This window comes from Halobellus limi (assembly GCF_004799685.1).
GTDB lineage: Archaea > Halobacteriota > Halobacteria > Halobacteriales > Haloferacaceae > Haloquadratum > Haloquadratum limi.
Map to the genome: position 1 here is coordinate 863,166 of NZ_CP031311.1, position 23,828 is coordinate 886,993.

General features: G+C 69.0%; 24 protein-coding genes, 2 tRNA genes and 1 pseudogene. 9 read left to right on the forward strand and 18 right to left on the reverse strand.

What is annotated here, in order from left to right; all coding sequences use genetic code 11:
• Nucleotides 1–54 precede the first annotated feature (54 nt).
• The 5 genes from DV707_RS04420 (at nt 55) to DV707_RS04440 (ending at nt 4,879) form a co-directional block, all read left to right on the forward strand.
• Complete coding sequence (locus tag DV707_RS04420; protein WP_103990424.1) at nt 55–618, forward strand: DNA-3-methyladenine glycosylase family protein; 564 nt, start codon at nt 55–57, stop codon at nt 616–618.
• A gap of 85 nt (nt 619–703) precedes the next feature.
• Entirely contained in the window at nt 704–2,710 is a 2,007-nt protein-coding gene (locus DV707_RS04425; protein ID WP_103990423.1) for a 3-hydroxyacyl-CoA dehydrogenase/enoyl-CoA hydratase family protein, read from the forward strand.
• 97 nt (nt 2,711–2,807) lie between these two features.
• The gene (locus tag DV707_RS04430) at nt 2,808–3,227 is read left to right on the forward strand and encodes a universal stress protein (RefSeq protein ID WP_103990422.1); all 420 of its coding nucleotides are present in this window, start codon (nt 2,808–2,810) and stop codon (nt 3,225–3,227) included.
• A 106-nt stretch (nt 3,228–3,333) separates the two neighbouring features.
• Nucleotides 3,334–3,408: transfer RNA gene (locus tag DV707_RS04435), tRNA-Glu, on the forward strand.
• A 157-nt stretch (nt 3,409–3,565) separates the two neighbouring features.
• Entirely contained in the window at nt 3,566–4,879 is a 1,314-nt protein-coding gene (locus DV707_RS04440; protein ID WP_103990421.1) for a DNA-methyltransferase, read from the forward strand.
• 11 nt (nt 4,880–4,890) lie between these two features.
• Here DV707_RS04440 and DV707_RS04445 read toward each other — a convergent pair whose 3' ends face one another.
• The 4 genes from DV707_RS04445 to gatD form a co-directional block, all read right to left on the reverse strand.
• Nucleotides 4,891–6,195: a 5'-deoxyadenosine deaminase gene (locus DV707_RS04445; protein WP_103990420.1), complete on the reverse strand. Its 1,305-nt coding sequence runs from the start codon at nt 6,193–6,195 to the stop codon at nt 4,891–4,893.
• Nucleotides 6,196–6,277: 82 nt separating this feature from the next.
• Complete coding sequence (locus tag DV707_RS04450; RefSeq protein ID WP_235010723.1) at nt 6,278–7,792, reverse strand: hypothetical protein; 1,515 nt, start codon at nt 7,790–7,792, stop codon at nt 6,278–6,280.
• Entirely contained in the window at nt 7,782–8,099 is a 318-nt protein-coding gene (locus DV707_RS04455) for a DNA-binding protein (protein ID WP_103990419.1), read from the reverse strand. Before DV707_RS04455 ends, DV707_RS04450 begins: the two co-directional genes overlap by 11 nt.
• 51 nt (nt 8,100–8,150) lie before the next feature.
• Entirely contained in the window at nt 8,151–9,404 is a 1,254-nt protein-coding gene (gatD, locus tag DV707_RS04460; RefSeq protein ID WP_103990418.1) for a Glu-tRNA(Gln) amidotransferase subunit GatD, read from the reverse strand.
• A gap of 120 nt (nt 9,405–9,524) precedes the next feature.
• Between gatD and DV707_RS04465 the strand changes: the two genes are divergently transcribed.
• Nucleotides 9,525–10,082, forward strand: a complete 558-nt coding sequence (locus DV707_RS04465) for a hypothetical protein (protein ID WP_103990417.1) — start codon at nt 9,525–9,527, stop codon at nt 10,080–10,082.
• 108 nt (nt 10,083–10,190) lie between these two features.
• Here DV707_RS04465 and DV707_RS19375 read toward each other — a convergent pair whose 3' ends face one another.
• The 3 genes and pseudogenes from DV707_RS19375 to DV707_RS04475 form a co-directional block, all read right to left on the reverse strand.
• Entirely contained in the window at nt 10,191–10,493 is a 303-nt protein-coding gene (locus DV707_RS19375; protein ID WP_455429285.1) for a hypothetical protein, read from the reverse strand.
• A gap of 234 nt (nt 10,494–10,727) precedes the next feature.
• A pseudogene (locus DV707_RS18905) lies at nt 10,728–11,060 on the reverse strand (ArsR/SmtB family transcription factor); the annotation flags it as partial.
• A 381-nt stretch (nt 11,061–11,441) separates the two neighbouring features.
• The gene (locus DV707_RS04475; protein WP_103990415.1) at nt 11,442–12,158 is read right to left on the reverse strand and encodes a DUF1405 domain-containing protein; all 717 of its coding nucleotides are present in this window, start codon (nt 12,156–12,158) and stop codon (nt 11,442–11,444) included.
• A gap of 121 nt (nt 12,159–12,279) precedes the next feature.
• On the opposite strand from DV707_RS04475, the gene gpmI reads away from it, so the two are divergent.
• The 3 genes from gpmI (at nt 12,280) to DV707_RS04490 (ending at nt 14,418) form a co-directional block, all read left to right on the forward strand.
• Nucleotides 12,280–13,794, forward strand: coding sequence for a 2,3-bisphosphoglycerate-independent phosphoglycerate mutase (gene gpmI / locus DV707_RS04480; protein WP_103990414.1), 1,515 nt, complete (start codon nt 12,280–12,282; stop codon nt 13,792–13,794).
• Between the two features lie 86 nt (nt 13,795–13,880).
• Nucleotides 13,881–13,974: transfer RNA gene (locus DV707_RS04485), tRNA-OTHER, on the forward strand.
• 192 nt (nt 13,975–14,166) lie between these two features.
• Nucleotides 14,167–14,418 carry a TrmB family transcriptional regulator gene (locus DV707_RS04490; RefSeq protein ID WP_394337391.1) on the forward strand — a complete coding sequence of 84 codons (252 nt, stop codon included), beginning with the start codon at nt 14,167–14,169 and terminating at the stop codon, nt 14,416–14,418.
• 110 nt (nt 14,419–14,528) lie between these two features.
• Here DV707_RS04490 and DV707_RS18565 read toward each other — a convergent pair whose 3' ends face one another.
• From DV707_RS18565 to leuD, 11 genes are all read right to left on the reverse strand, one after another.
• Complete coding sequence (locus DV707_RS18565) at nt 14,529–14,678, reverse strand: DUF7557 family protein (RefSeq protein WP_170216811.1); 150 nt, start codon at nt 14,676–14,678, stop codon at nt 14,529–14,531.
• 45 nt (nt 14,679–14,723) lie between these two features.
• A complete protein-coding gene (gene fba, locus DV707_RS04495) occupies nt 14,724–15,716 on the reverse strand; it encodes a class II fructose-bisphosphate aldolase (RefSeq protein WP_103990412.1) in 993 nt (330 codons plus the stop codon).
• Between the two features lie 138 nt (nt 15,717–15,854).
• Complete coding sequence (locus DV707_RS04500; RefSeq protein ID WP_103990411.1) at nt 15,855–16,325, reverse strand: PTS fructose transporter subunit IIB; 471 nt, start codon at nt 16,323–16,325, stop codon at nt 15,855–15,857.
• On the reverse strand, nt 16,322–18,022 hold the full coding sequence (gene ptsP / locus DV707_RS04505) for a phosphoenolpyruvate--protein phosphotransferase (RefSeq protein ID WP_103990410.1): 1,701 nt from the start codon (nt 18,020–18,022) through the stop codon (nt 16,322–16,324). Before ptsP ends, DV707_RS04500 begins: the two co-directional genes overlap by 4 nt.
• 4 nt (nt 18,023–18,026) lie before the next feature.
• Nucleotides 18,027–18,296, reverse strand: coding sequence for a phosphocarrier protein HPr (gene ptsH1 / locus DV707_RS04510; RefSeq protein ID WP_103990409.1), 270 nt, complete (start codon nt 18,294–18,296; stop codon nt 18,027–18,029).
• Nucleotides 18,296–18,760 (reverse strand): PTS sugar transporter subunit IIA, encoded by a 465-nt coding sequence (locus DV707_RS04515; protein WP_103990408.1) that lies wholly within the window; start codon nt 18,758–18,760, stop codon nt 18,296–18,298. The genes ptsH1 and DV707_RS04515 overlap by 1 nt, the downstream gene beginning before the upstream one ends.
• A gap of 194 nt (nt 18,761–18,954) precedes the next feature.
• Nucleotides 18,955–20,109: a PTS fructose transporter subunit IIC gene (locus tag DV707_RS04520; RefSeq protein WP_103990407.1), complete on the reverse strand. Its 1,155-nt coding sequence runs from the start codon at nt 20,107–20,109 to the stop codon at nt 18,955–18,957.
• A gap of 105 nt (nt 20,110–20,214) precedes the next feature.
• Nucleotides 20,215–21,168, reverse strand: coding sequence for a 1-phosphofructokinase (gene pfkB, locus DV707_RS04525; RefSeq protein ID WP_103990406.1), 954 nt, complete (start codon nt 21,166–21,168; stop codon nt 20,215–20,217).
• Nucleotides 21,165–21,944 carry an HTH-type transcriptional regulator GlpR gene (glpR, locus tag DV707_RS04530; RefSeq protein ID WP_103990405.1) on the reverse strand — a complete coding sequence of 260 codons (780 nt, stop codon included), beginning with the start codon at nt 21,942–21,944 and terminating at the stop codon, nt 21,165–21,167. The genes pfkB and glpR overlap by 4 nt, the downstream gene beginning before the upstream one ends.
• A 300-nt stretch (nt 21,945–22,244) precedes the next feature.
• Nucleotides 22,245–23,225 (reverse strand): 3-isopropylmalate dehydrogenase, encoded by a 981-nt coding sequence (leuB, locus tag DV707_RS04535; RefSeq protein WP_103990404.1) that lies wholly within the window; start codon nt 23,223–23,225, stop codon nt 22,245–22,247.
• Nucleotides 23,218–23,826: a 3-isopropylmalate dehydratase small subunit gene (leuD, locus tag DV707_RS04540; protein ID WP_103990403.1), complete on the reverse strand. Its 609-nt coding sequence runs from the start codon at nt 23,824–23,826 to the stop codon at nt 23,218–23,220. The genes leuB and leuD overlap by 8 nt, the downstream gene beginning before the upstream one ends.
• Nucleotides 23,827–23,828 lie beyond the last annotated feature (2 nt).

Genomic DNA, 23,828 nt, shown 5'->3' on the forward strand with positions numbered 1-23,828 from the left:
GGAGCCGCGACCCGAACGACGCGTCTTTGTCGGTCGCGTCCCCACTCGAAGGCGATGGAACCGCTGCGAAACGATCCGGAACTGGGCCCGCTCGTCGAAGCCCACGGCGAACTCCCGATCGGCACGGCCGACGACGAGTTCGCCCGCCTCGTCGTCGCGATTGTGAACCAACAGCTCTCGGTCGAATCGGCCTCGGCGATCCGCGAGCGGCTGTTCGACCGCGTCGAGGTCACGCCCGCGGGGGTACGCGACGCCGAGGAGTCGACCCTCCGCGACGTCGGCCTCTCCGGCCAGAAGATCGAGTACGTCCGCAACGTCGCCGCGGCGTTCGAGGATCGGGACCTCTCCCGGAACGGACTCGCGGACGAGAGCGACGAGGCGGTGATCGACGCGCTGACGGAGATCCGCGGGGTCGGGGTCTGGACCGCGAAGATGTACCTCATCTACGTGCTCGGCCGCCCCGACGTCTTTCCGGTCGAGGACCTCGGCGTCCGAAGGGCGATGGCGGAACTGTACGGCTACGACGACGGGGAACGAGCGGAGATGACCGAACACGCCGAGCGCTGGCGGCCCTACCGGAGCTACGCGAGCAGGTACCTCTGGCGCGTCGTCGACTGACGGTTCGGCGACACGGAGAAACGCTGTCTGGGTTTATTTTCCGAGCGAAGGAAACGTTGAAAGACCGAGGCTCCGACGATGCGGTATGGACATCGACGACGTCAACGCCGTCGCGGTTCTCGGAGCGGGAAGTATGGGACACGGCATCGCCGAGGTGGTCGCACTCGCCGGCTTCGAGGTCCGCCTCCGCGACGTCGAGACGGAGTTCGTCGAGGACGGCTACGAACAGATCGAGTGGTCGCTCGGGAAACTCGTCGAGCAGGGACAGATCGAGGAGGCGGACGCCGACGCGGCGCTCGACCGCATCTCGACGCACGTAGCGCTCGCGGAGGCGGTCCAGGACGTCGACGTCGTGATCGAGGCCGTGCCCGAGCAGATGGCGATCAAGAAGGACGTCTACGCCGACCTGGAGGCGGCCGCGCCCGACCGGACGGTCTTCGCGACGAACACCTCCAGCCTCTCGGTCACCGAACTGGCGGGCGTGACCGACCGCCCCGAGCGGTTCTGCGGGATGCACTTTTTCAACCCGCCGGTGCGGATGGACCTCGTCGAGGTCATCTCCGGCGCGGAGACGAGCGAGGCGACCCTGGATCTGATCTCGGCGCTCGCCGAACGGCTGGGGAAGACGCCCGTCCGCGTCCACAAGGACAGCCCGGGGTTCATCGTCAACCGCGTACTTGCCCCGCTGATGAACGAGGCGGCCTGGATGGTCGAGGCCGGCGACGCGACGATCGAGGAGGTCGACTCGACGACGAAGTACGGGCTCGGCCTCCCGATGGGGAGTTTCGAGTTGGCCGATCAGGTCGGAATCGACGTGGGCTACCACGTCCTCGAGTACATGCACGAGGAGCTCGGTGACGCCTACCGTCCCTGTCCGCTGCTCGAATCGAAAGTCGAGGACGGGAAACTCGGCAGAAAGACCGGCGCGGGGTTCTACGACTACGAGTCGGGCGAGGGCGCACAGGTCCCCTCCGATCAGGTGCGCGAGGACGTGGCCGACCGACTCCTCGCTATGCTCGCGAACGAGGTCGCCGGGCTGATCGAAAACGACGTCGCCGACGCCGAGGCGATCGACACGGCGGTGAAACTCGGCGGTCGCTGGTCCGACGGCCCCGCGAAGATGGTCGACGACGCGGATCTGGAAGCCCTCCTCGACGTCCTCGACGGGCGGTACGAGGAGACCGGCGAGGAGCGCTACGCGGCCGTCTCGTACCTGCGCGAACTCGCCGAGACCGGCGGCGGCTTCCACGCGGGCGACGGCGATGGTGCGGATGGGTCGAGTGACTCCGAGGGCGACGCAGAGACGTACGACTACGAGGACCTCTCGGTCGAGGTCCGAGACCGCGTCGGTCACGTCGAACTGGACCGGGCCCACCGGATGAACACGATCACCGACGGCATCTTAGAGGAACTCCGCGACGTCGTCGAGCGCTTCGAGGACGACGAGGCAGTCCGGGCGATCCTGATCACCGGGACCGGCGATCGCGCGTTCTCCGCTGGGGCGGACATCCAGGCGATGGCGGGCGGCGCGGGCGACGTCAACCGCGCGGCCGACCTCTCGCGGCTCGGTCAGGAGACGTTCGGCCGGCTGGAGTCCTCCCCGCTGCCGGTCGTCGCCGGCATCGACGGCTACTGTCTCGGAGGCGGGATGGAGCTCGCGATGGGCGCGGACCTCCGAATCGCCTCGGAACGCTCGGAGTTCGGCCAGCCCGAGCACGACCTCGGCCTCCTGCCGGGGTGGGGCGGCACCGCCAGACTCCAGCGCATCGTCGGGATGGGGAGGGCGAAGGAGATCATCTTCACCGCCGACCGCTACGACGCCGAGACGATGGCCGACTACGGCTTCGTCAACGAGGTGGTCGCGAACGACGAGTTCGACGAGCGGGCGTTCGAGTTCGCCCGCGACCTCGCCGCCGGACCGCCGATCGCCCAGCGGTACACCAAGCGCGCGATGCACCGCGGCTGGGACGACGTCGACGCCGGCCTCGACGTGGAGGCGCAGTCGTTCGGGTTGCTCTTCGACACTGAAGATCTAATGGAGGGGATGACGGCGTTCATGGGCGACGGCGAGCCCGAGTTCGAGGGGAAGTGATACTGTCGGGCGCCGCCGAACGTGCCGCCGGCACCGACGGGCGAGAGGAACGGATGCGCCGTCTAGACTTATCACCGGGCCGTCCGACCGTGTAGGTATGGTGTCACGAATCCTCGTCGCGATGGACGACTCGGAGATGGCGGCGGAAGCACTGCGCCACGCGCTCGACGCGCACGGGGACGCGGAGATCACCGTGTTGGCCGTCGTCGGCGAGCCGTCGCAGCTGATGGGACGGGCGACGGCCATCGCGACGGCCGACGATCCCCGGAGGAAGGCCGAGGAGATCGCCGCGCCCGTGCTCGATCGCGCCCGAAAGATCGCCGACGAGCACGGCCGGGAGATCACGACGTCCGTCGGGTACGGCGCGCCGGCGCGCGAGATCGTCAACCGCGCCGAGGAGTTCGACGCCGTCGTCATCGGCAGCCACGGCGGGACGCTCCGCGATCGACTCATCGTCGGCGACGTCGCGAAGACGGTCGTCAACCGCTCGCCGGTGCCGGTGACCGTCGTTCGGTGAGCCGTGCTCTCGGTCGGTCACGCTCCGCCGAACGTACGCGAAGCAGTGCCGCACCGCCCCCGTAACGGAATCTTTAAACGAGTATATCCGCCACGTGTGAATGCAGGCTCGGTTGGTGTAGTCCGGCCAATCATCTTGGCCTTTCGAGCCGAGGACCAGGGTTCAAATCCCTGACCGAGCATTTCTCTCCTAACAAATCGCCGAGCGACAGCGAGTTGGCTTGCGCGAGCTTCTCTCACTTCGATAGCGGACCGACTCACCTCCGCGACGCGTGAGGCTCCGACGGCGGAACTCATCACCGGCGGGAACTATACGTGACGCTCCGTATACACGTTCTAATGGAGTCCCGGCATCGGATCCGCGTCGGCGACGCGAGCGATATGTCGGACGTCGCGGCGGACGCCGTCGACCTCGTCGTCACCTCGCCGCCGTACCCGATGATCGAGATGTGGGACGAACAGTTCGCCGAGCAGTCGCCCGCGGTCGCGGCGGCGCTCGAAGACGGCGACGGCGAGCGGGCGTTCGAGGCGATGCACGAGTGTCTCGACGGGGTCTGGAACGAGGTCGCGCGCGTGCTCGTCCCCGGCGGCATCGCGGCCGTCGTCGTCGGCGACGCCACCCGAACGTTCGGCGGCCGATACCGCGTGTATCCGAACCACGCCCGCGTGATCGAGGCGTTCGAGTCGGCCGGGTTCGACGCGCTGCCCGACGTCCTCTGGCGGAAGCCGACGAACGCCGCCTCGAAGTTTCTCGGGAGCGGGATGGTGCCGCCGAACGCCTACGTGACGCTCGAACACGAGCACGTCCTCCTGTTCCGGAACGGATCCGCGAACCGGGAGTTCGATCCGGGCGCGACACGGCGCTACGAGTCGGCGTACTTCTGGGAGGAGCGCAACCGCTGGTTCTCGGACGTCTGGACCGACGTTCGGGGCACGAGCCAGGAACGAACCGACGAGCGGGAACACGGCGACGGACGGATTCCCGGCGACGGGCAGGCTCTCGAAGACGAAGGGACTCCCGGCGACGGTCGGGCTCTCGACAATGAACGCACCCCCGACGACGAACGGCCCTCGGAGGAAACGGCGGACGCCGCCGATCCGCCGGAGGAGGCCGCCGTGCCCGGAGCGGGCGGGGCGGTCGACCGCGAACGCACCGGCGCGTACCCCTTCGAGATCCCGTACCGGCTCGTCTGTATGCACTCCCTCTACGGCGACACGGTCCTCGACCCGTTCCTCGGGACGGGGACGACGACGCTCGCGGCGATGGTCGCCGGTCGCGACTCCGTCGGCTACGAACTCGACCCCGGGATGCTCTCGGCGCTCGGCGAGCGCGTCGGCGACCTCCCCGAGCGATCCCGGCGCGTCGTCGCAGCGCGCCTCGACGCGCATCGACGGTTCGTCCGGGAGGCGCGGGCGGACGGACTGACGTTCGACTACGAGGCGACGCACTACGACTTCCCGGTGCGGACGCGACAGGAGCGAGACATCAGGCTTCGCGTCGTCGACGACGTCCAGCGGGTCGAATCCGGCGAGCGCGCGGGCGACGTCGAGCGAGCCGGGGCCGACGAGAACGCAGGCGACGTCGCAGACGGGGAGACGGAGTTCCGGGTGCAGCACGCCCCGGTCGGCGACGTCCCCGCCGGCGACTCATAGGGCGCGTGGCGTCAGTCCCGAAGTCCGTCTGCGACGCGCCGTGCGCGCCCGCGGACGTCGTCGGCGTCGCCGGTCTGGAGGCCGCCGAAGGCCTCGTCGTAGACCACGTCGCCGTCGACCATCGTGAAGGTCACGTCGTCGCCGTGCGCCGAGAAGACGAGGTGCGAGAGCGGGTCGAAGAGCGGCGTCGCGCGCGTCAGGTCGGTATCGAGCGCGATCACGTCGGCCTGCCAGCCCTCCCGGAGCGCCCCGACCCTCTCGAAGCCCGCCGCGCGGGCGCCGCCGAGCGTCGCCATCTCGAAGACAACCTGCGCGGGCGTGGCCCGCGGGTCCAGCCGATCGACCTTCTGGAGGAGGCTCGCCTGCCGCATCTCGGTGAAGGGATCGAGCGTGTTGTTGCAGGGCGGCCCGTCGTTGCCGAGCGCGACGCTGATCCCGCGGTCGAGGTAGTCCGCGACCGGCGCGATTCCCGAGGCGAGCTTCATGTTCGAGGAGGGGCAGTAGGTGACGTGCGTCCCCGTCCGTTCGAGGATGTCGCGCTCGCGCTCGGTCGTGTGGACGCAGTGGGCGAGCACGACGTCCTCGCCGGTCAGGCCGACCTCGTCGAGCCACGCGATGTTCCGCATTCCCGTGTCGGACTCGACGGTTTCTATCTCCTCTCTGTTCTCGCTGGCGTGCGTGTGGATCCGGACGCCGTCGTAGCGGTCGGCGATCTCCCGCGCCCCGCGGAGGCACGCCTCGGTACAGCTCACGGCGAACCGCGGGGTGACCGCGTACCGGATCCGGCCGTCGGCCGCGCCGTGGTACGCCTCAAGCAGTCGCTCTGTCGATGCGAGCGCCTCGTCGGTGTCCTCTTTTAACCCCTCCGGCGCGCGTTTGTCCATCAGCACCTTCCCGAGTCGGCCGCGGATCCCGAGGTCGATCGCCGCCTCGAAGGCCGCCTCGGCGTGGCGGACCGAGAGGTGGTCGATTGCGGTGGTCGTCCCGCTCTCCAGCAGTTCGAGGTAGCCGAGTTCGGCCGCCGTCCGCATCTCCTCGCGGTCGAGCGACGCCTCCATCGGGAGCACGTGCTCGAAGAGCCACTCCAGGAGCGCCGTGTCGTCGGCGATCCCGCGGCCGACGCTCTGCACCGAGTGGACGTGGCCGCCGACGAGGCCCGGCGAGAGGAGGTCGAACTCCCGGACCGGACGGTCGGGGTAGGCGTCTTCGACGTCCGCGCGCGGTCCGACGGCTTCGATCGTTCCCTCCTCGACGACGACCGCGCCCTCCTCGTAGACGGTCTCGGGGTCGGCGACGACGGTTCCTGCGAGCAGCATCCCACCTCTCCGAGTGGACGCGTCGACAAGTGCCTTGCGCTCGGTTTTCACCTCGCGCCCGCGTGGCGCCGCCCGGCGTTCCCTACCCGAGGAACGCCGGCGTCGCCGTCGGCAGCGAGATCAGCCACAGGCTCACGACGGTGTAGCCGATCATCACGAAGACGAACGGGTACTGGCTCCGGATCGCCTGCAGCCGACTCGGAAAGAGCCGGTAGGCGATCGAGTGCGCCACCCAGATCGCGACCAGGTGCCCGCCGAGGACGAAGGCGATGTTCAGCGCCGACACCCACGCCGGCAGGGCGAACACGATCGGATTCGTCGGCGCCGACAGCGGCGACGCGAGCACGGCCCACAGCGAGGGAGACAGAGAGAGGAAGAACGCGAAGTAGTGCGCGAGGTGATAGCCCGCCGCGACGACCAGCAGCGACGGCGCGAAGGCGACCGCCAGTTCCCGGGGCGTCCGCGTCGTCAGGATCCGCGCCACGGCGACCCGCGCCGCAGCGAGGAACGCGCCGTAGAAGAGCGCGAACCCGCCGACGAAGAGGAACGCGTAGACGAGTATCGGCGGGACGCCGACGCCCGCGACGCTCCCGATCGCCGCGGCCCCCTGTTCGGTCGTGACGAAGCCGCTGAAGGTGAGTTCCCAGACGAGCGCGACGGCGACGGCGACGTCGTCGAGGCCGGTGACGAGGCGCTTTCGGGTCCCTCCCGATACGTCGGTCGTGGCCGCCGGTTCGTCGCCGGTCCGGGACCCGCCCCCGACCGGTCCGACGCGCTCGTCGACCTCGACGAGCCGCATCGCCGGCAGTGAGAGGCGGAGCCGTCCGTCCGCCCACGCGAGCGGAGCGACTCGACCGTAGAACCGGAAGAACGTCGCGATCGGGTCGACGTGTCGGAGCCACGCGTCGCTCCCGACGAGGGCGGTTCCCGCGACACCGACGACGACGTAGGCGGCGACGACGGTCGCGAGCGTCGCCGGCGTGTCGGTGACGCCGGTCGTCGTCTCGACCCAGACGAGGAGCAGGATGCCGGCGACGGCGGGCCACCGGCCGAGCCGCTCGGGGTAGTCGACGAGTCCGTTCGGGAGGCGCGATCCGACCGTTCTGACGGGGTTCAGCGCCGGCCAGACGTTCCCGACCGCGTAGGCCGCCATCGTCAGCCCCGCGCGACCGCCGGCGAAGACGACGACGACCGCGAGGTTGATCGTCGAGAGCGGCGGCCCGGCGATCCCTCGGTAGACCACGAGCGCGAACAGCGCGAGTCCGAGGAGCGCGGCGAGCGCGCCGCCGACAGCGCGCGCCCGCCCGCCACCGCCGAGGTCTCGCCGCCACTCGTGGACGCGCTCGACGAATCCCCGGTCCGTGACGAACCCCGCGAGCAGCGCCGAGGCGCCGATCGCCGCGCCGCCGGTCGCGACGTAGAGCCACCGCGGCACGGCGAGCGCGTCGCCCGAGGCGTCCGAGAGACCGACGGCCGCGTTGCTGGCGGCGACGCCGCGTGCGAGCAGCAGGACGCCGACGACGGCGAGACCGAACGCCCCGGCCCGGGTCAGTCGACGGGCCGACGGCCGACCCCGATCGCCGCGATCACGAGGCATAGACCACGTAGAGAAAGAGGAAGCCGAAGTACAGTGCGACGAGGATCCCCAGCGCGCGGATGCGGAACGAGCGGATCGCGCGCTCCTCGGCGGCGTAGGCCTCCCGATAGGCGTCTCGCTCGGCGTCGTCGAGCGCCTCGGGGTGCGTCACGCCGCGGTGCAGGACGAGCAGGTCCGCGGTGTAGAACCGCCGCCCGCAGTCCTCACAGACGTGTTCGGGGGCGTCGGCCGCGGCTGGTTCGTCCCGGTCGCCGGGGTCGAACCCGCGGGAGTCGTCGGTCGTGACGGCGGTGTGTGGATCGGTCATCGTGCTCTCTGTCGGCCCAGTCGGGTGGTCGGATCGGATTCGGATCGGCAGTTACGTCCAGGGGACGGAGCGCTCCTGCAACTCGCCGGCGACCGAGCGCCGCATCGCCTCGGCCGGATCGTCGCGGTTCGCGAGCGCCCACATCAGCTTCACTTTCGCCGTTCCCGGCAGGGTGTCGCCGGCCTCGACGACGCCGGCGTCCAGCAGGTCGCGACCCGTGTCGTAGACGCGGTCGCAGACGCGGCCCTCCAAGCACTGGCTCGTCATCGCGACGACGACGCCGTCGTCGACGAGGTCCTCCAGGACGGGGATCAGGTCCGTGTGGACGTGACCGAGGCCGGTCCCTTCGACCACCAGTCCGTCCAGATCCGCGGATCGGAGCAGCTCCGCGTACCGCTCCGTGTCGAACCCGGGCGTGAACTTCAGCAGGTCGACGTTCTCGTTCAGTTCGAGACCCACGTCGAGGTCGACCGCGCCGCGCTCGGCGTAGTCGCGACGGAACTCGACCGTCTCGGTGTCGTACTCGACCCTCCCGAGCGGTTCCGCCCCGACCGTCTCGAAGGCGTCGCGTCGGGAGGTGTGGTTCTTGCGGACGCGCGTGCCGCGGTGGAGCGCGCAGGCGTCGTCGGACGTCGAGGCGTGCATACAGACCAGCACCTCGGCGGCGTCGGCCTTCGCGGCCTCGACCGCGCAGACGGCGTTCATCACGTTGTCCGAAGAGGGGCGGTCAGCCGAGCGCTGACTGCCCGTGAAGACGATCGGAACCGGCGTGTCGAGCATGTACGACAGCGCCGAGGCGGAGAACTGCATCGTGTCGGTGCCGTGCATCACGACGACGCCGTCCGCGCCCGCGCGGATCTCCTCGGCGACGGCCTCCGCGAGTTCCTTCCACACCGCGGGCGTCATGTTCTCCGAGAGGATGTTCGTGACGACCCGACCGCGGTAGTTGGCGCGGCCGGCGAGGTCGGGGACGGCCCGGAGCACGTCCTCGGCGTCGAACTGCGCCGTGACCGCGCCCGTGCGGTAGTCGACCGTCGACGCGATGGTCCCGCCGGTCGAGATGAGAGAAACCGTCGGGAGGTCCTCGTCGAAGGCGATCTCGCTCTCCGCGGACTCGGACTGTGCGGCCTCGACGTCGTGGGCGTCCGATTCGAGGACGTCCACGTCGGCGTCCTCGCGCGCGATCCCGACGTTGTACCCGCCGTCGAGTTTGACGACGAGGTGGTCCGGCGTCGAGGAGGGCATCAGGACGCCCTCGTTCGTGACGCCCGCGCGCTCGACGCGGACGCGGTCTCCGGGGTTCATACACGGCGGTACCGGCGGCGCGGACTTGAATCCATTCGTTCGCGGCGCTCGGTCCGCTCGAACGTCGCGGTCGCTAGCGACCGGCACAAGAGTCAGGAGCCGGGAGGACGTTGTCTCCGTATGCAGCGCTCCAGCGAACAGGACGAACGGGAGCGGGTCGATCCCGCCTCGCTCCTCGACGACGACGCTCCCGACACGGTCGAGAGCGCGGAGGGACCGACGAGCGGCTCCGACCGCACCGGCCGCGACGGATCGACCGGCGGCGGTCGTCTCCGCCGACTGCTCCCCTCCCGGCCGCGTCCGCTACGAGGGTCGTTTTCCGCCCGCTCGTTCCTCGTCGTCCTCGCGCTCTCGCTCGCCGGCGTCATTGCGGGCGGGTCGATCCCGCTCGTGGGGACCGTCGGGCAGTTCCTCGGCCTGTTCCTCGTCGCCTTCGTCGTCGGCGCCGTCGGCGCACGGCGGCGGTATCTCGAAGTCGGTCTCGCGGGAGCGATCGCCGCCGGGATCGCGTTCGTCCTCGGGACGCTCACCAGCGTCTTCGCGCCCGTCGCGGTGCAGGTCCTCGCGGACTACGGCGTCGCCATCGCCGGCGTCGGAACCGGGGCGGGGCTGCTCGCGTCGCTCGCGGGTCACTACTTCGGTCGCGACCTCCGGGACGGGCTCACCCGCGACGTGTGAGTGGTCTGGCGCGGCTCCGCCGGCGTCGTACTGATTACGCTCACCTTTCACCGCCGAGCGCCGTTAGTGGGGGCGGCGCTCGGCGGTACGAGACGAGCGTAATCAGTATCAGACGATCCGCCAGCCGCTCCCGTCGTACTCGACGAGCTCCTGATCGGACAACCGGTCGAGCGCGGTCTCGACCCGCTCGGGATTCGCGTTGAGTTCGCGGGCGACCTCGCGGGCGCTCTTCGGCTCGTGAGCGATGGTCGCGAGGAGTTCGGCGTAGAACCGGCTGTCGGCCTCGGCCCCGACCCGCTCTGAGAGGCTGTCGAGGACGTCGGTCACCCGGCCGTGGACCCACCGCTGCGCGAGCGAGAGTTCGCTCTCGACGTCTTCGAGGTAGGCGTACTGCCGGGCGAGTTCGGCCACGTCGTCCGGGTCGTCGACGGCCGGGTCGTCGGTGTCCGGGGCGTCGACGTTCGAGTCTGCGGTGTCCGAATCCCCGGCCTGACCGTCCGTCTCGGCGTTCCTACAAGGGTCGATCCGCCCGCGCGCACCTTGACTCTCGTCCCCGCCGTCGCTCCCGTCGCCCTCGACGTCTCCTCTCTTTCCGTCCCGATCCTCGGCGTCCAGGTCGTCGACGCGCGCCCGGCCGTTCGATCCGGGGATGTCGAGCGAGATGTGCTGACAGCGACCGCGCATATCGAGGCTCCGGCTGGCCGGATACGCGCTCTTGGCGCCGAAGCGGTACGGCGAGACGCTCACTTCGAGCCGGAGGTTCCGCGCGATGTGGAAGTACTTCCGGCGCTGATCGTCCGTCCGGCTCTCGACGAGGCCGGCCTCTTCGAGTCGCCGCAGGTGGTCGATGACGGCCTTCGGACTGACCCCGAGGTACTCGCTGATCTCGGTGACGTAACACGGCTTGTGCGAGAGGAGCCGGAGGATGCGCCGCCGGTTCTCGTTCCCGAGGAGATCCAGCAGTACCGCAGAGTCCATAACCGAAGGTAAATCGTCGAGACGTAAGACGCTGACGCATCGATCGGCGGGAAACTGCCGGACGACACGGGAACGCCGGCCGAACGGGGACCCGCGGCGAGGGAGGGCGGCGTGGCCGGAGCACGCAGATGTGCTGTGTCGTGGCGAACAGTCGGCACACCTCCCGCGACGACTTCGATGCCGGCTCTCCTGCCTCCTCCCGTGGCGTCGTCGCCCTCGCTTCCCGCGTCGACGTGCCGAGCGACCGCGGCCCGACGCGGGACGGTTCTCAGATCACGGGGGCTCTGACCCCGTCTTGGTATATAAACCATCGTCGCTCCCCCGCCGTCTCCACTCGGACACGCCCTCCCCGCCTTCACTCGGCCACGCTCTCCCCCGCCGTCACTCCGCCGCTCCGCCGTCGGAACCCGATTGGTGTCGGTCGAACGCCCACGCGGCGTATCCGACGACGGCGACGGAGAGGGCGACGGTGATCCCCGCGAGCAGCGGACCGGCCTCGTATCGGAGCGGCGGGTACAGCCCCAGGCCGTAGTCGAAGGCGTCGTTGAGGAGGAGGAAGACGAGCGCCGCGGCCAGCGCCTCGCGCGTCGTCTCGCCGTAGTACGGGATCACCGCCGCCTGCAGGAGGAAGAACAGGTGCGTGATCAAGATCCCCCAGTACTCCCACAGCAGCGCCGGCGTGAAGCCGACGTAGAGGTCCGGTCGGAGGTTGAGCGCGATGGCCGTCCAGAGGCCGTACTTCACGAGCCAGACGAACGCGAGGGTGTGCAAGAGCGCGAGTAGCCGGTTCGAGGGGGCCTCGGTGACGCGGCGGCCGAGGTTCGGGAGCAGCGTCGCCACCGAGAGCGTCGCGAGCGCGAGCGCGGTGGGCGAATCGCCGAACAGCGGGTACGCGAGCGAACTGAGGTCGTTCAGCGAGGGGTCCGAGTGCACGTAGAAACTCACGCCGAGGAGGAAGGCCGCGCCGTCGACGACGAGCAGCCATCCGAGGCTCGCGCCGTTGCCGAGGTAATACTGCACCCAGCGCTCGGGGAACGGGCGTCTGAGTCGCGCCCGCCACCCGCGGCGTTCCGTCGGTCCGTCAGGCGACTCGCCCATCAGGTCCGACGACGGCGGGAGCCCGAAAGAAGGTGTCGCGTTCGCGTGACGAGTCTCCGAGCGGGAACGGACCGGCGGCCGAAGCGAAGCCTATTCCCTCCCACCTCGTCTCTCCTCAGGTATGCAGGCAGCGCTCGTCATCCTCGACGGCTGGGGCCTCGGGGACCACGACCGACGCGACGCGGTGAAGGCGGCGTCGACGCCGAACTTCGATCGACTCGCCGAGACCGGCGCCTACGGCACGCTCGACGTCTCCGGGCGGAACGTCGGCCTCCCGGAGGGACAGATGGGCAACAGCGAGGTCGGCCACCTCAACATCGGCGCGGGCCGCGTCGTCAAGCAGGCGTACACGCGCATCGAGGACGCCATCGCCGAGGGCACGTTCCGGACGAACGACGCCATCGCCTCGGCGTTCGACCACGTCGAGGAGACCGGCGGCCGCGTCCACTGTATGGGGCTCCTGAGCGACGGCGGCGTCCACTCCGAGCAGGGCCACCTCCACGCCCTGATCGAGGTCGCGGCCGACCGCGGCGTCGACGCCGTCACCCACGCGTTCACCGACGGCCGCGACACCGATCCCTACGGCGGCGAGGGGTACCTCGAAACGCTCGAAGGCGTCGTCGAGGAGTGCGGAACGGGCGGCGTCGCGACCGTCTCCGGGCGGTACTACGCGATGGACCGCGATCGGAACTGGGAGCGGACGAAGCGCGCCTACGACGCCATCGTCGGCCGCGAGGCCGACCACGAGGCCGCCTCGGCCGTCGCCGCCGTTCGGGAATCGTACGAGCGCGGCGACACCGACGAGTTCGTCGAGCCGACGCTCGTCGAGGATCGACCGGCCCTCGAAGACGGCGACGCGGTGCTGTTCTTCAACTTCCGACCGGACCGCGCGCGCCAGCTCGTCCGGCTCCTCGCGGACATCGACCCCGAGTGGCCCTTCGAGACCGATCCACCGGAGACGCGGATCGTCACGATGACCGAGTACGACGAGACGTTCGACCTCCCGGTGGCCTTCCCGCCCGAGGAACCGACAGACACGCTCGGCGCGACGCTCTCTGCCGCCGGAAAGACGCAGCTGAGAATCGCCGAGTCCGAGAAGTACGCCCACGTCACGTACTTCCTCAACGGCGGTCGCGAGGTGGAGTTCGACGGCGAGATCCGCCGGATCGTCGAGAGCCCCGACGTGCCGACGTACGATCTCCAGCCGGAGATGAGCGCCGCCGAGGTGACCGACACGGCGCTGGAACTCATCGACGCCGAGGACCCCGACGCGCTCGTGCTCAACTACGCGAACCCGGATATGGTCGGCCACACCGGCGACTTCGAGGCGGCCGTCGAGGCCGTCGAGGCCGTCGACGAACAGCTCGGCCGGCTGGTCGCGGCGGTGCGGGAGGCGGGCGGCCACGTCCTCGTCACGGCCGACCACGGCAACGCCGACGATATGGGCACCGCCGACGAGCCGCACACTGCCCACACCACGAACCCGGTTCCGTTCGTCTACCTGACGCCCGGCGGCGACGACGGCGGCCGGCGGGTCCGTTCGGGCGGATCCCTCTGCGACATCGCGCCGACGCTCCTGGAACTGATGGGCGTCGAGAAACCGGCGACGATGACGGGCGAGTCGCTCCTGGAGTGATGGCATCAGAGAGCGGCTGAGACCGGATCGGCCGGGGGTCGTCGCCGCCGCTACGCATATACGACAGCGTCACGTACCTCCGAGCCGGAAGGGTGGCTCAGTGGTAGAGCGTTCCGGCAGCGACCGTCACTCGGTCGCTCCGGCGTACGGCTTCGCGTGGTTCGACTCCCGCCCCTTCCATTCTCCCCGGCACGCCGAACGAGCAGTATCGTCAGAAGTCGAAAAAATCGACGTCGGATCGCGCCGGAACGACGATGAACGTTCGTCCACTTTCGAGCACACGTCGGGTAGGAGCGATCTGCGGCCGGATTCGCGTCTCGACTACTTCGACGATTGTCGTGGATGGGTTTTATTATCGTCGAAGCTAAGAGAATGACAACAACGATGCAGGGTACGATGCACTCACGACCGACGGCCGGGATCGAGACGCCGTCGATTCCGTCCGACCTCGAATCGCCGCGTGCGAAGCTCGTCTATCTGTTCCTTTCGACACACGGGGAAGCGAGCCTCTCGGAACTCGAATCGTGTCTGGATATGAAGAAGATCTCGCTGTACAGTATTCTCTCGACGCTCTGTGAACGCGGCCTGATCGACCAGGACGCCGAGCGCTACCGCCTCTGCTGAGACGGCCGACGACGACGAACGCGTTCGACAGCGCCGCCGCTACCGTCTTGTGAGCCGGCGGTATCGCTCGACGTGGAGTAGGGTCGCCCTTCCGCGCTCTCCGGTGTGGTCTATACCTCGTCGCCGCCGTGGAACAGCGTCAGTTCCTCGGCCTCGTAGATGTTGATGAGTTCGGTGACGATCTCGTCGTAGTCCTCGTCCTCCTGTCGGAGCGAGTCCAGTCGGGCCACCGTGTCCTCGTCGAGGTGTATCTGCGGCATACCCGAAGGGACGCCGCGTGGAGACTTAAACTCCGGGGGGAGCGTCTACGCGTACCGACTCTGTCCGGCGCTTCCGGAGACCTCGGTGAGGTCGGCGTGGACGTCGGCGATCCGTTCGCGGATGTCCCGTCCCGCGACCCGCGGGTCGAAGACGTCCTTGTTCGGCGACCAGTCGGTGTCGTTGAAGAACGTGTCGCGGTCGGCGTCGACGCCCTCGGGCGGGACGATGTCGGTGGGGTCCTCTCGGTAGAGGTCGTAGGCCGTCCGCGTGTACTCGTACTGGTACCGGGTGTCTTTGTTCACCTTGCAGATGCCGTGCTGGAGCATCCGCTGGAGCTGCTCGGGCTGGACGCCCGAGGAGCCGTGGAGCACGAGCGGCGTGTCGAGGCCGTGATCGCGGAGCGCCTGTCGGATGTCGGCGGCGAGGTCCGGCCGCAACTCTAGGTCCTTGCCCTTCGCGACGCCGTGTTGGGTTCCGACCGAGATCGCGAGCAGGTCACAGCCCGTCCGGTCGACGAACTCGACGGCCTGCTCGGGGTCGGTGTAGAACGCCTCCTCGGACTCGATCTCGTCCTCGACGCCCTTGATCTGGCCGAGTTCGGCCTCGATGAGGACGTCTGCGCCCTTCTCCTCTTTCATCTCGACGACCTCCTTGCTCCTCGCGACGTTCTCCTCGAACGGCTCGTGGGAGGCGTCGATCATGATCGAGGAGGGGATCCCGAGATCCATCTGCGCCTCGATGAACTCCAGGTCCGTCTGGTGGTCCATGTTGAGGAAGACGCCGACGTCGTACTGGTCGGCGATCGTGTCGATGTACGCCCCCATCGCTTCCAGCCCGTCCACCGGATCCTCGTTGCCGGCGAACGTGCAGGCACCGCCGCTGAGCTGGAGGAGGAGGTCCGAGTTCTTCCGTGCGGCGCCCTCCATCAGCCCCATCATGATGTTCGGTTCGGCGATGTTCGACGCGACGAGGCCGAATCCCCTCTCTAGGGCGTCGTCGTAGACGTTGGCGAGTTCACTCCCGCCGTAGAACGGCACTGTGTGTCACCTCGCTTCGGACTTCTCGGGCCTGCGTGATAAGGGATACGGAGACTGTTCGTCTCTGCACGGTATTGCACGTTCGAGGGACGAACCGTTCGCCCGGCGCGGGATTCGGCCGAACGGGACGGCGACCGATCAGGAGAAGAGCTTCTTGAGCCGCGCGAACAGCCCCTTCTCGCGGTCGCCGCCGCGTCGGCTCGGCTCCGACGCGTCAGAGCCGTCGGCCTCTGCGTCGCCGGCCTCGGTACCGGCGTCGGCGTCGGACTCCCCGTCGCCGACCTCGACGGCCTCGGTCTTGCCCTCCTCGACCAGTTCGGCCGCCCGCTCGAAGAGGCTCTCGGGGTCGTTGACGCCGTCTTTCACCGTCCCCTTCACGAGGGGCTTGCCCTCGAAGCGGTCGCGGCTGACCGCGGTGTCGGAGGCGATGATGACGGCCTCGGCGTCGGCGATCTCCCCGGCGGTGAGTTCGTTCTGCGCGCCCATCGCGCCCTGGACCTCGACCTTGATGTCGTGACCGAGCCGCTCGGCCGTCTGTTCGAGGTTCTCCGCGGCCATCTGGCTGTGTGCGATTCCGGTCGGACAGGATGTGACAGCGACGAGTTTCATTGTGTGGTCTCCGTTAACACGGCTTCGACTTCAGCTTTCGTACTGGCTGCGAGCGCCCGCTTCGCGAGCGCGCGCGCGTCAGCGACCGTCGTTTCGGTCACCGCCCGCTTCACCTGCGGCACCGTGACCGCGCTCATACTCAGTTCGTCCAGGCCGAGACCGACGAGCAGTTTCGTCAGTTCGGGGTCGCCGGCCATCTCCCCGCACATCCCGACCCAGACGTCCGTCCCCTCGGCTCCCTCGACCGTCTCGCGGATCGCCCGAAGCACCGCGGGCTGGCGGAAGTCGCCGAGATCGGACACTCGGCTGTTGCCGCGCTCTGCGGCCATCACGTACTGCGCGAGGTCGTTCGTTCCGATGCTGAAGAACTCGACGTGCTCGACGAGGTCTGGAGCCACGAACGCCGCCGCGGGCGTCTCGATCATCACGCCGAACTCCGGGACGACGTGGTCGACGCCCTCCGCCTCCAGGTCGGCGGCCACCGCCTCCAGCACCTCGCGCGCCTCGCGCACCTCCTCGACGGTCGAGACGAGCGGCAGCATCACCGAAAGCTTCCCGCCCGCGTCGTCGCCGGCCGCGCGCAGGAGCGCACGGAGCTGCGTCTCGAAGAGGTCGGCGTCGGGGCCGAGCGAGCGTCGGATGCCGCGCTCGCCGAGGAAGGGGTTCTCCTCCTCGGGCAGGTCCAGGTACTCGATCGGCTTGTCGCCGCCGACGTCGAGCGTCCGGACGACGACCCGTCCGTCGGGGAACCGCTCTAACGCGTCGCGGTAGGCCTCGTACTGCTCCTCTTCGTCCGGCGGCGACTGCCGGTCGAGAAAGAGGAACTCCGTGCGGAACAGGCCGATGCCGTCGGCGCCGCGGTCGGCCGCGGGCGCGAGATCCGCCTGCGTTCCCACGTTCGCGGCGACCTCGATCGGCGTGCCGTCGGCCGTCTCCACCGGTTCCTCGCGGATCTCGACGTCCTCGCCGCCCGCGGCGGCCTCCCGCGTCTCCGCGTCGGGATCGACGACGAGCGTCCCCTCGGTGCCGTCGACGACGACCTCGGCGCCGTCCGCGACGTCGTGGAGGCCCTCGCCGACGCCGACGATCGCCGGCAGCGCCAGCGACCGCGCGAAGATCGCCGCGTGCGACGTTCGCCCGCCGGTGGCGGTCACGAACCCGGCGACGCGATCGGGGTCGAGCTGTGCGGTGTCGCTCGGGGTCAACCGCTCCGCGAGGACGACGCTCCCCTCCGGCAGGTTCGCGAGGTCGACCCGGTCGCCGCCGACGAGCACGCGCACGAGGCGATCCCGGACGTCCCGGAGGTCGTCGGCGCGCTCGGCCATCCGCCCCTCCATCCCCTCGAACTGCTCGACGAACCGGTCGAACGTCCGGGAGACCGCGTGTTCGGCCGGGAGGCCGTCCTCGATCGCCGCCTCGACGCCCTCGGTGATCTGCGGGTCGTCGAGGAACTGCACGTGCGCGTCGAAGACCTCCGCCTCGGCCTCGCCGACGCGCTCGGCCGTCCGCTCGCGCTCGGCGCGGATCTCCTCGCGGGCGTCGTCGCGGGCGCGCTCGAACCGGTCGGTCTCGGCGTCGACGTCGATCGTCTCCGGTTCCGGCGGCTCCTCGAGGTCCGCGTCGGGCGCGTACCAGACGACGGAGCCGACGCCCGATAGCGGCGTGACGCCGATGCCGGAGAGTCGTCGCTCGGTCATCGGTTCAGAGTTCGTCCTCGGGCGTCGTGAGGATCCGTTCCAGTTCGTCGAGGGCGGCCTCGGCGTCCTCGCCCTCGGCGGTCAGTCGGACCTCGTCGCCCGCGGCGGCCCCCAGCCCGGTGACCGCCAGCATGCTCGCCGCGTTCACCTGGTCGCCGTCGACGTGCCCGACCTTCACCGTCGAGTCGAACTCGTTGGCCGCCTCGACGAACTTCGACGCCGGCCGCGCGTGCAGTCCGTCCTCGGGGACGATGGTGACGACGCGTTCGGGCATCAGTTCACGGCCTCCCTGACGGTCTCCTGGACGGTCTCTTCGTCTTCGGCCTCCAGCAGCGTCTCGCGGACGTCTTCGTGCATCAGTGCTCTCGACAGGGCGCTCAAGATCTGTAAGTGTTCCTCGCCGCCCTCCTCGGGGACGAGGATCATGAACAGCAGGCGCGCGGGCTCGTCGTCCATCGCGTCGAAGTCGATCCCCTCGCCCGAGCGGGCGAACGCGATCGAGGGTTCCTCGACGGCGCTCGTCTTCGCGTGCGGGATCCCGATCCCCATCCCGACCCCCGTCGTCGCCTCCTTCTCGCGCTCCCGCAGCGCGTCGAGAGCCGCCTCTCGGTCCGTCACGCGGCCGTTGTCCGCGATGAGGCCCAAGAGGAACTCGATCGCGTCCGTCTTGTTCGCCGGCGGCTCCGAGAGCGAAATGTGCGCGAGCGGCAGCAGCCGGTCGATGTCATCTTCGAGCATAACCAATCGAATATGTGCACGGGATTGTTAAGGAATTTTCTCTTCGGTTCGTCATCCGCGCGACGTAACGAAAAGATCGAAACCGTTCGGATCGAGGGTGCGGACGACCGCTCTATGCTGAGTACTCTCGTTCCGTCCGGCCGAGCGCCGTCGCCGGGGTGCCACTCGGCGGTGAACAGTGAGAGTACCCGGTATCAGTCGTCGCTGCCGGCCGCCGCGCCGGCTTCGGCCCCGCCGGCCGCGCCGACGCCCTCCTCGTAGTCCGGCTTGAGGAGCGTCGCCAGCGCCGCCGTCACGAGCGACCCGATGATGATCGCCGCGAAGAACATCAGCGGGCTGTTCGACAGCGGAACGACGAAGATGCCGCCGTGGGGGGCGGGCATCGTGACGCCGAGCGACATCGACATCGCCGCACCGACCGCGCTGCCGACCATAATCGACGGGATGACGCGGATCGGGTCCGCCGACGCGTACGGAATCGCGCCCTCGGTGATGAACGAGAACCCGAGGATGATGCCGGACTTGGCGTTCTCGTACATCTCCTCTGCGTACTTGTGCGGCGCGATGAAGTTCGAGATCGCCAGGCCGATCGGCGGGATCATCCCGGCGATCATCACCGCGGCCATCGGCTCGTAGATGCCCTCGGTGATCAGCCCGGTGGCGAACACGTAGGCGACCTTGTTGACCGGGCCGCCCATGTCGAACGCCATCATCGCTCCCAGAATGCCGCCGATGAGAAGCGCCTGTCCGCCCTGGAGGCTCTCGAGGTACGCGGTGAGCGCCGCGTTCCCGATGGCGACCGGCACGCCGAGCACGAGGATGACGAGCGGCGAGAGGATCGCCATCGTGAGCACCGGCACGATGAGGACCGGCATCATCGGCTGGATGAAACTCGGCACGCTCCAGTTCTTGATCCACCGGGCCACGTAGCCGGCGAGGAGGCCCGCGACCAGCGCGCCGAGATAGCCGGCTCCGGCCGCACCGCCCTCGAGGCCGATGACCTCACCCGCCGCCACCAACACGTCGCCCTGCTGGATGATCCACGACAGCAGGAAACCGGGAGCCAGTCCCGGTCGGTCAGCGATCGCGTACGCGATGTACGCCCCGAGGATCGGGACCATGATCGTGAGGCCGGCGACGCCGATCTGCGCCAGGAACCACCCGAACGTTCCGGTCGCCCCGAAGACGTCCTGCACGCCGGTCCCCGTCGCCCCGGCGACGGCGTAACCGAGCGCCAGGAAGATCCCGCCGATGGTCACGAACGGGATCATGTACGATACGCCGGTCATGAGGTCCTCTTTGACCTTCGTCAGGTGGGACCGCATCTTGCTCTCAGCTTTGGATGACATAAGTCTCCCTCACGGATGTTTCTGAAGGAACTCAAAAATACTTTCGCTCGTGTTTGTTTCTGATCGAATATGGCGCTTTCGAGGCGGAAGCGAACAGCGGCCGCGTCAGACCCGCGCGACCGTTACCCGCTCGCGGCTCGCGAAGACGTCGTCGAAGGCGGGGACGCTCGTGCCCGACACCGACACGACGCGCGCGGCGACGACGACCGCCGTTCTGAGCGCGTCCTCGGTCGACTCGCCCCGGGCGAGCCCCGCGAGGAACCCCGAGAGCATCGCGTCGCCCGCGCCGACCGTGTCGACGACGTCGACCGGGAGCGCCCGCGCGTGGACGGCCCCGGAGTCGGAGACCAAAAGCGCGCCGTCGGCGCCGAGCGACGCGAGCACGTACCGGTAGCCGCGCTCGCGGAGTTCCGCGGCGGCCGAGGCCGCGTCCTCGAGGGTTTCGATCTCGCGTCCGGTCGCCTCGGCGAGTTCCGCCCGGTTGGGCTTACACACCAGGTAGGACCCGTCGAACCGGTCGAGGAACGCCCCGCCCATGTCCACGGCGGTCTCCCAGGGGCCGGCCTCGGCCAGCCGATCGACGGTGTCGGCGCCGATCCCGCGCGGGAGGCTCCCCGCGACGACCAGCCTGTCGGGGTCGCGGTCGCGGACCCGCTCGACCAGCGCGTCGACGTCCGCGCCGTCGACGACGGGGCCGTTGTGGTTGATTTTGTACTCGCCGTCGGGACTCAGGACCGTGGTGTTCAGTCGGGTCCGGCCGTCGATCTCGACGAAGTCGCGCGCGACGCCGTCGTCGTCGAGGGCGTCGGCGATCATCCGGCCGAACGGGCCGCCGAGAAAGCCCGTCGCGGGGGCCTCGACGCCCAGTGCGGTGAGGTACTGCGAGACGTTGATCCCCTTTCCGCCGGCGTCGAACTGCGCGTCGTCGGTCCGGGCGACCGCCCCCTCGCGGAGCGGCTCTTCGACCGTGAGCGTGTGATCGACCGCCGGGTTCATCGTCACCGTCAGCACGTCGGCGTGAGCCGGTATCCCGGTACCGGCACCGGTTCCGCGAGTCATGGCGTGGGTGCCTCCGGCGTCGTGACGACCACGGTGACGTCCTCGGCCTCGAAGCGCTCTCTGGTCTCGTCGTCGATCTCACCCGCGGTGACGAACAGATCGACGTCCGAGAGGTCCGCGAAGGTCACGAACGAGCGCTCGCCGATCTTCGTCGCGTCCGCGACGAGGACGACCCGGGAGGCCCGCTGTACCATCAGTTCCTTCACGCGCGCTTCCTCCTCGTTCGGCGTCGTGAGCCCGGTCTCGACGTCGACCGCGTTCGCGCCCAGAAACAGGAGGTCGAAGTTCGTCCGTTCGAGGAACGACTCGGCGGTCGGACCCACCAGCGAACGCGTCCGCTGGCGGAGCGTCCCGCCGGTCAGTTTGACGTCGTTGTCCTCCTTCCCGAGTTCGACCGCCAGTCGCGGGGAGTTCGTCACCGCGAGCATCGATCCGTCCTTCGGCGCGTTCTGTGCGACCTGCATCGTCGTCGTCCCCGCGTCGAAGAAGACGACCTGCCCCTCGGTGATCTCCTCGACGGCGCGCTCGGCGATGGCGCGCTTGGCTTCGAGGTTCTGGACCTCCTTCTGTCCGTACGCCTGTTCGTGTCCGACGCTCGTCACGGGGACCGCACCCCCGTGCGACCGTTCGATGAGTCCCTGGCTCTCCAGTTCCTGGAGGTCCCGACGGATCGTCGCCTTCGAGTACCCCAGTTCGTCGGCGAGGGCTTCCACCGATCGCCCGTCCGCGGCGGTGACGAGTTCCACGATGCGCCGTTTTCTCTCAGCGGGTAACATAAGGTTCGTCTGAGCGGACTTCGATCTGTGTATTGTTAATGGTTTGTGTTCGTATCGGAACGTATCCCGAGACTTTCGGTCGTCTAACGATCACGAACGGACAACAGTAGACGGATACGACTGTACCGGCGGCACTGACGCGGACGGTATCTATGAACTGACGTTCCGGTATCGAACTGACGCGCACGCGTGACCCGCGAACTGACGTCACGATATCCGGGAAAGACGAGACTGAAGCCTCTCGGAACCGACGTGGAAACCCGGGCGAAACCGGACAAAGAACGGACGGGGGAACCGGCGTCAGTCCAGCCGATCGAGGATCGCGGCCGTGACTTCCTCGGTCCCGGCGTCGCCGCCGAGGTCGGCCGTCCGCGGGCCGTCTTCGAGCACGGACTCGACCGCCGTGCGGACGTTCTCGGCCTCGTCGGCGTAGCCGAGGTGGTCGAGCAGCATCGCCGCCGAGAGGATCGCCGCCGAGGGGTTGGCGACGCCCTCGCCCGCGATGTCGGGTGCGGTGCCGTGGACCGGCTCGAACAGCGCGTTGTCGGGGCCGACGTTCGCCGAGGGGAGCAGTCCCAGGCCGCCGACCAGTCCCGCGGCGAGGTCCGAGAGGACGTCGCCCGCGAGGTTCGGACAGACCACGACGTCGAACTGCGTGGGGTCCAGACAGACGCGCGTCGCGAAGGCGTCCATCAGGACCTCCTCGGTCTCGACGCCCGCCTCGTCGGCGACGTCGACGACCGCGTCGCGGAAGCGACCGTCGGTCTCGCGCATCACGTTGGCCTTGTGGACGACCTGGAAGCCGTCTTTCCCCTGGTCTCGCACGTACTCGCAGGCGTACTCGGCCAGCCGCTCTGAGGCCGAGGTGGTGACGACCCGCGTCAGCGTCGAGAGGTCCTCCGAGAGGCGATCCTCGTGGCCCGCGTAGACGCCCTCGGTGTTCTCCCGCAGGAAGACCAGGTCCGTCTCCGGTCGCACGGCGTCGACGCCGGGGTACGCCCGGGCGGGCCGGACGTTGACGAACGACCCGACCGCGGTCCGCAGCGGCAGGATGACGTCAGCGGCCGTCTCCCCGGCCGCGCCGAACAGCGTCGCGTCGGCGCCGGCGACGGTGTCGTAGGTCTCCTGCGGGAGCGCCTCGCCCGTCTCTTCCTTCACGGCGTCGCCGGCCTCGGCCGCGACGAACTCGAAGTCGCCGACGGCCTCCAGCACGGAGACCGCGGCGGGGACGACCTCCCTCCCGATGCCGTCGCCCTCGATGACGACGATCTCCTCAGACATCGACGTAGGGGAGTTCGGCGGCTTTCTCGGCGACCGCGTCGGCGTTGGACTTCATCAGCGCCGTCGTGTCCCAGACGCCCTCGGTGAGCGCCCGTCGCTGTGCGTCGTCGACGGTCGCTTCCACGGTCGTGTCGCCGTAGGTCACCGTCTCCTCCTCGACGTCGACGTGGATCTCCCCGTCGGGGTTCTCGTCGATCCACTCCTGGAGTTCGACGACGGTCTCGTGATCCGCCGTGACCGTCGGGATGCCCAGCGCGAGGCAGTTGCCGGCGAAGATCTCCGCGAACGACTCGCCGACGATGGCGTCGATGCCCCAGCGCATCAGCGCCTGCGGGGCGTGCTCGCGCGAGGACCCGCAGCCGAAGTTGGCGTTGACCGCGAGCACGGAGGCGTCCTGGAACTGCGGTTCGTTGAACGGGTGGTCCTTCTGGTTGTCGTCCTCGTCGAACCGCTGGTCGAAGAAGGCGAACTCGCCGAGGCCGTCGAACGTGACGACCTTCATAAAGCGGGCGGGGATGATCTGGTCGGTGTCGATGTCGTTCCCGCGGAGCGGGATGCCGGTTCCGGTCACCGAGTCGATCTCCGGGATCTCGTCGGTCATAC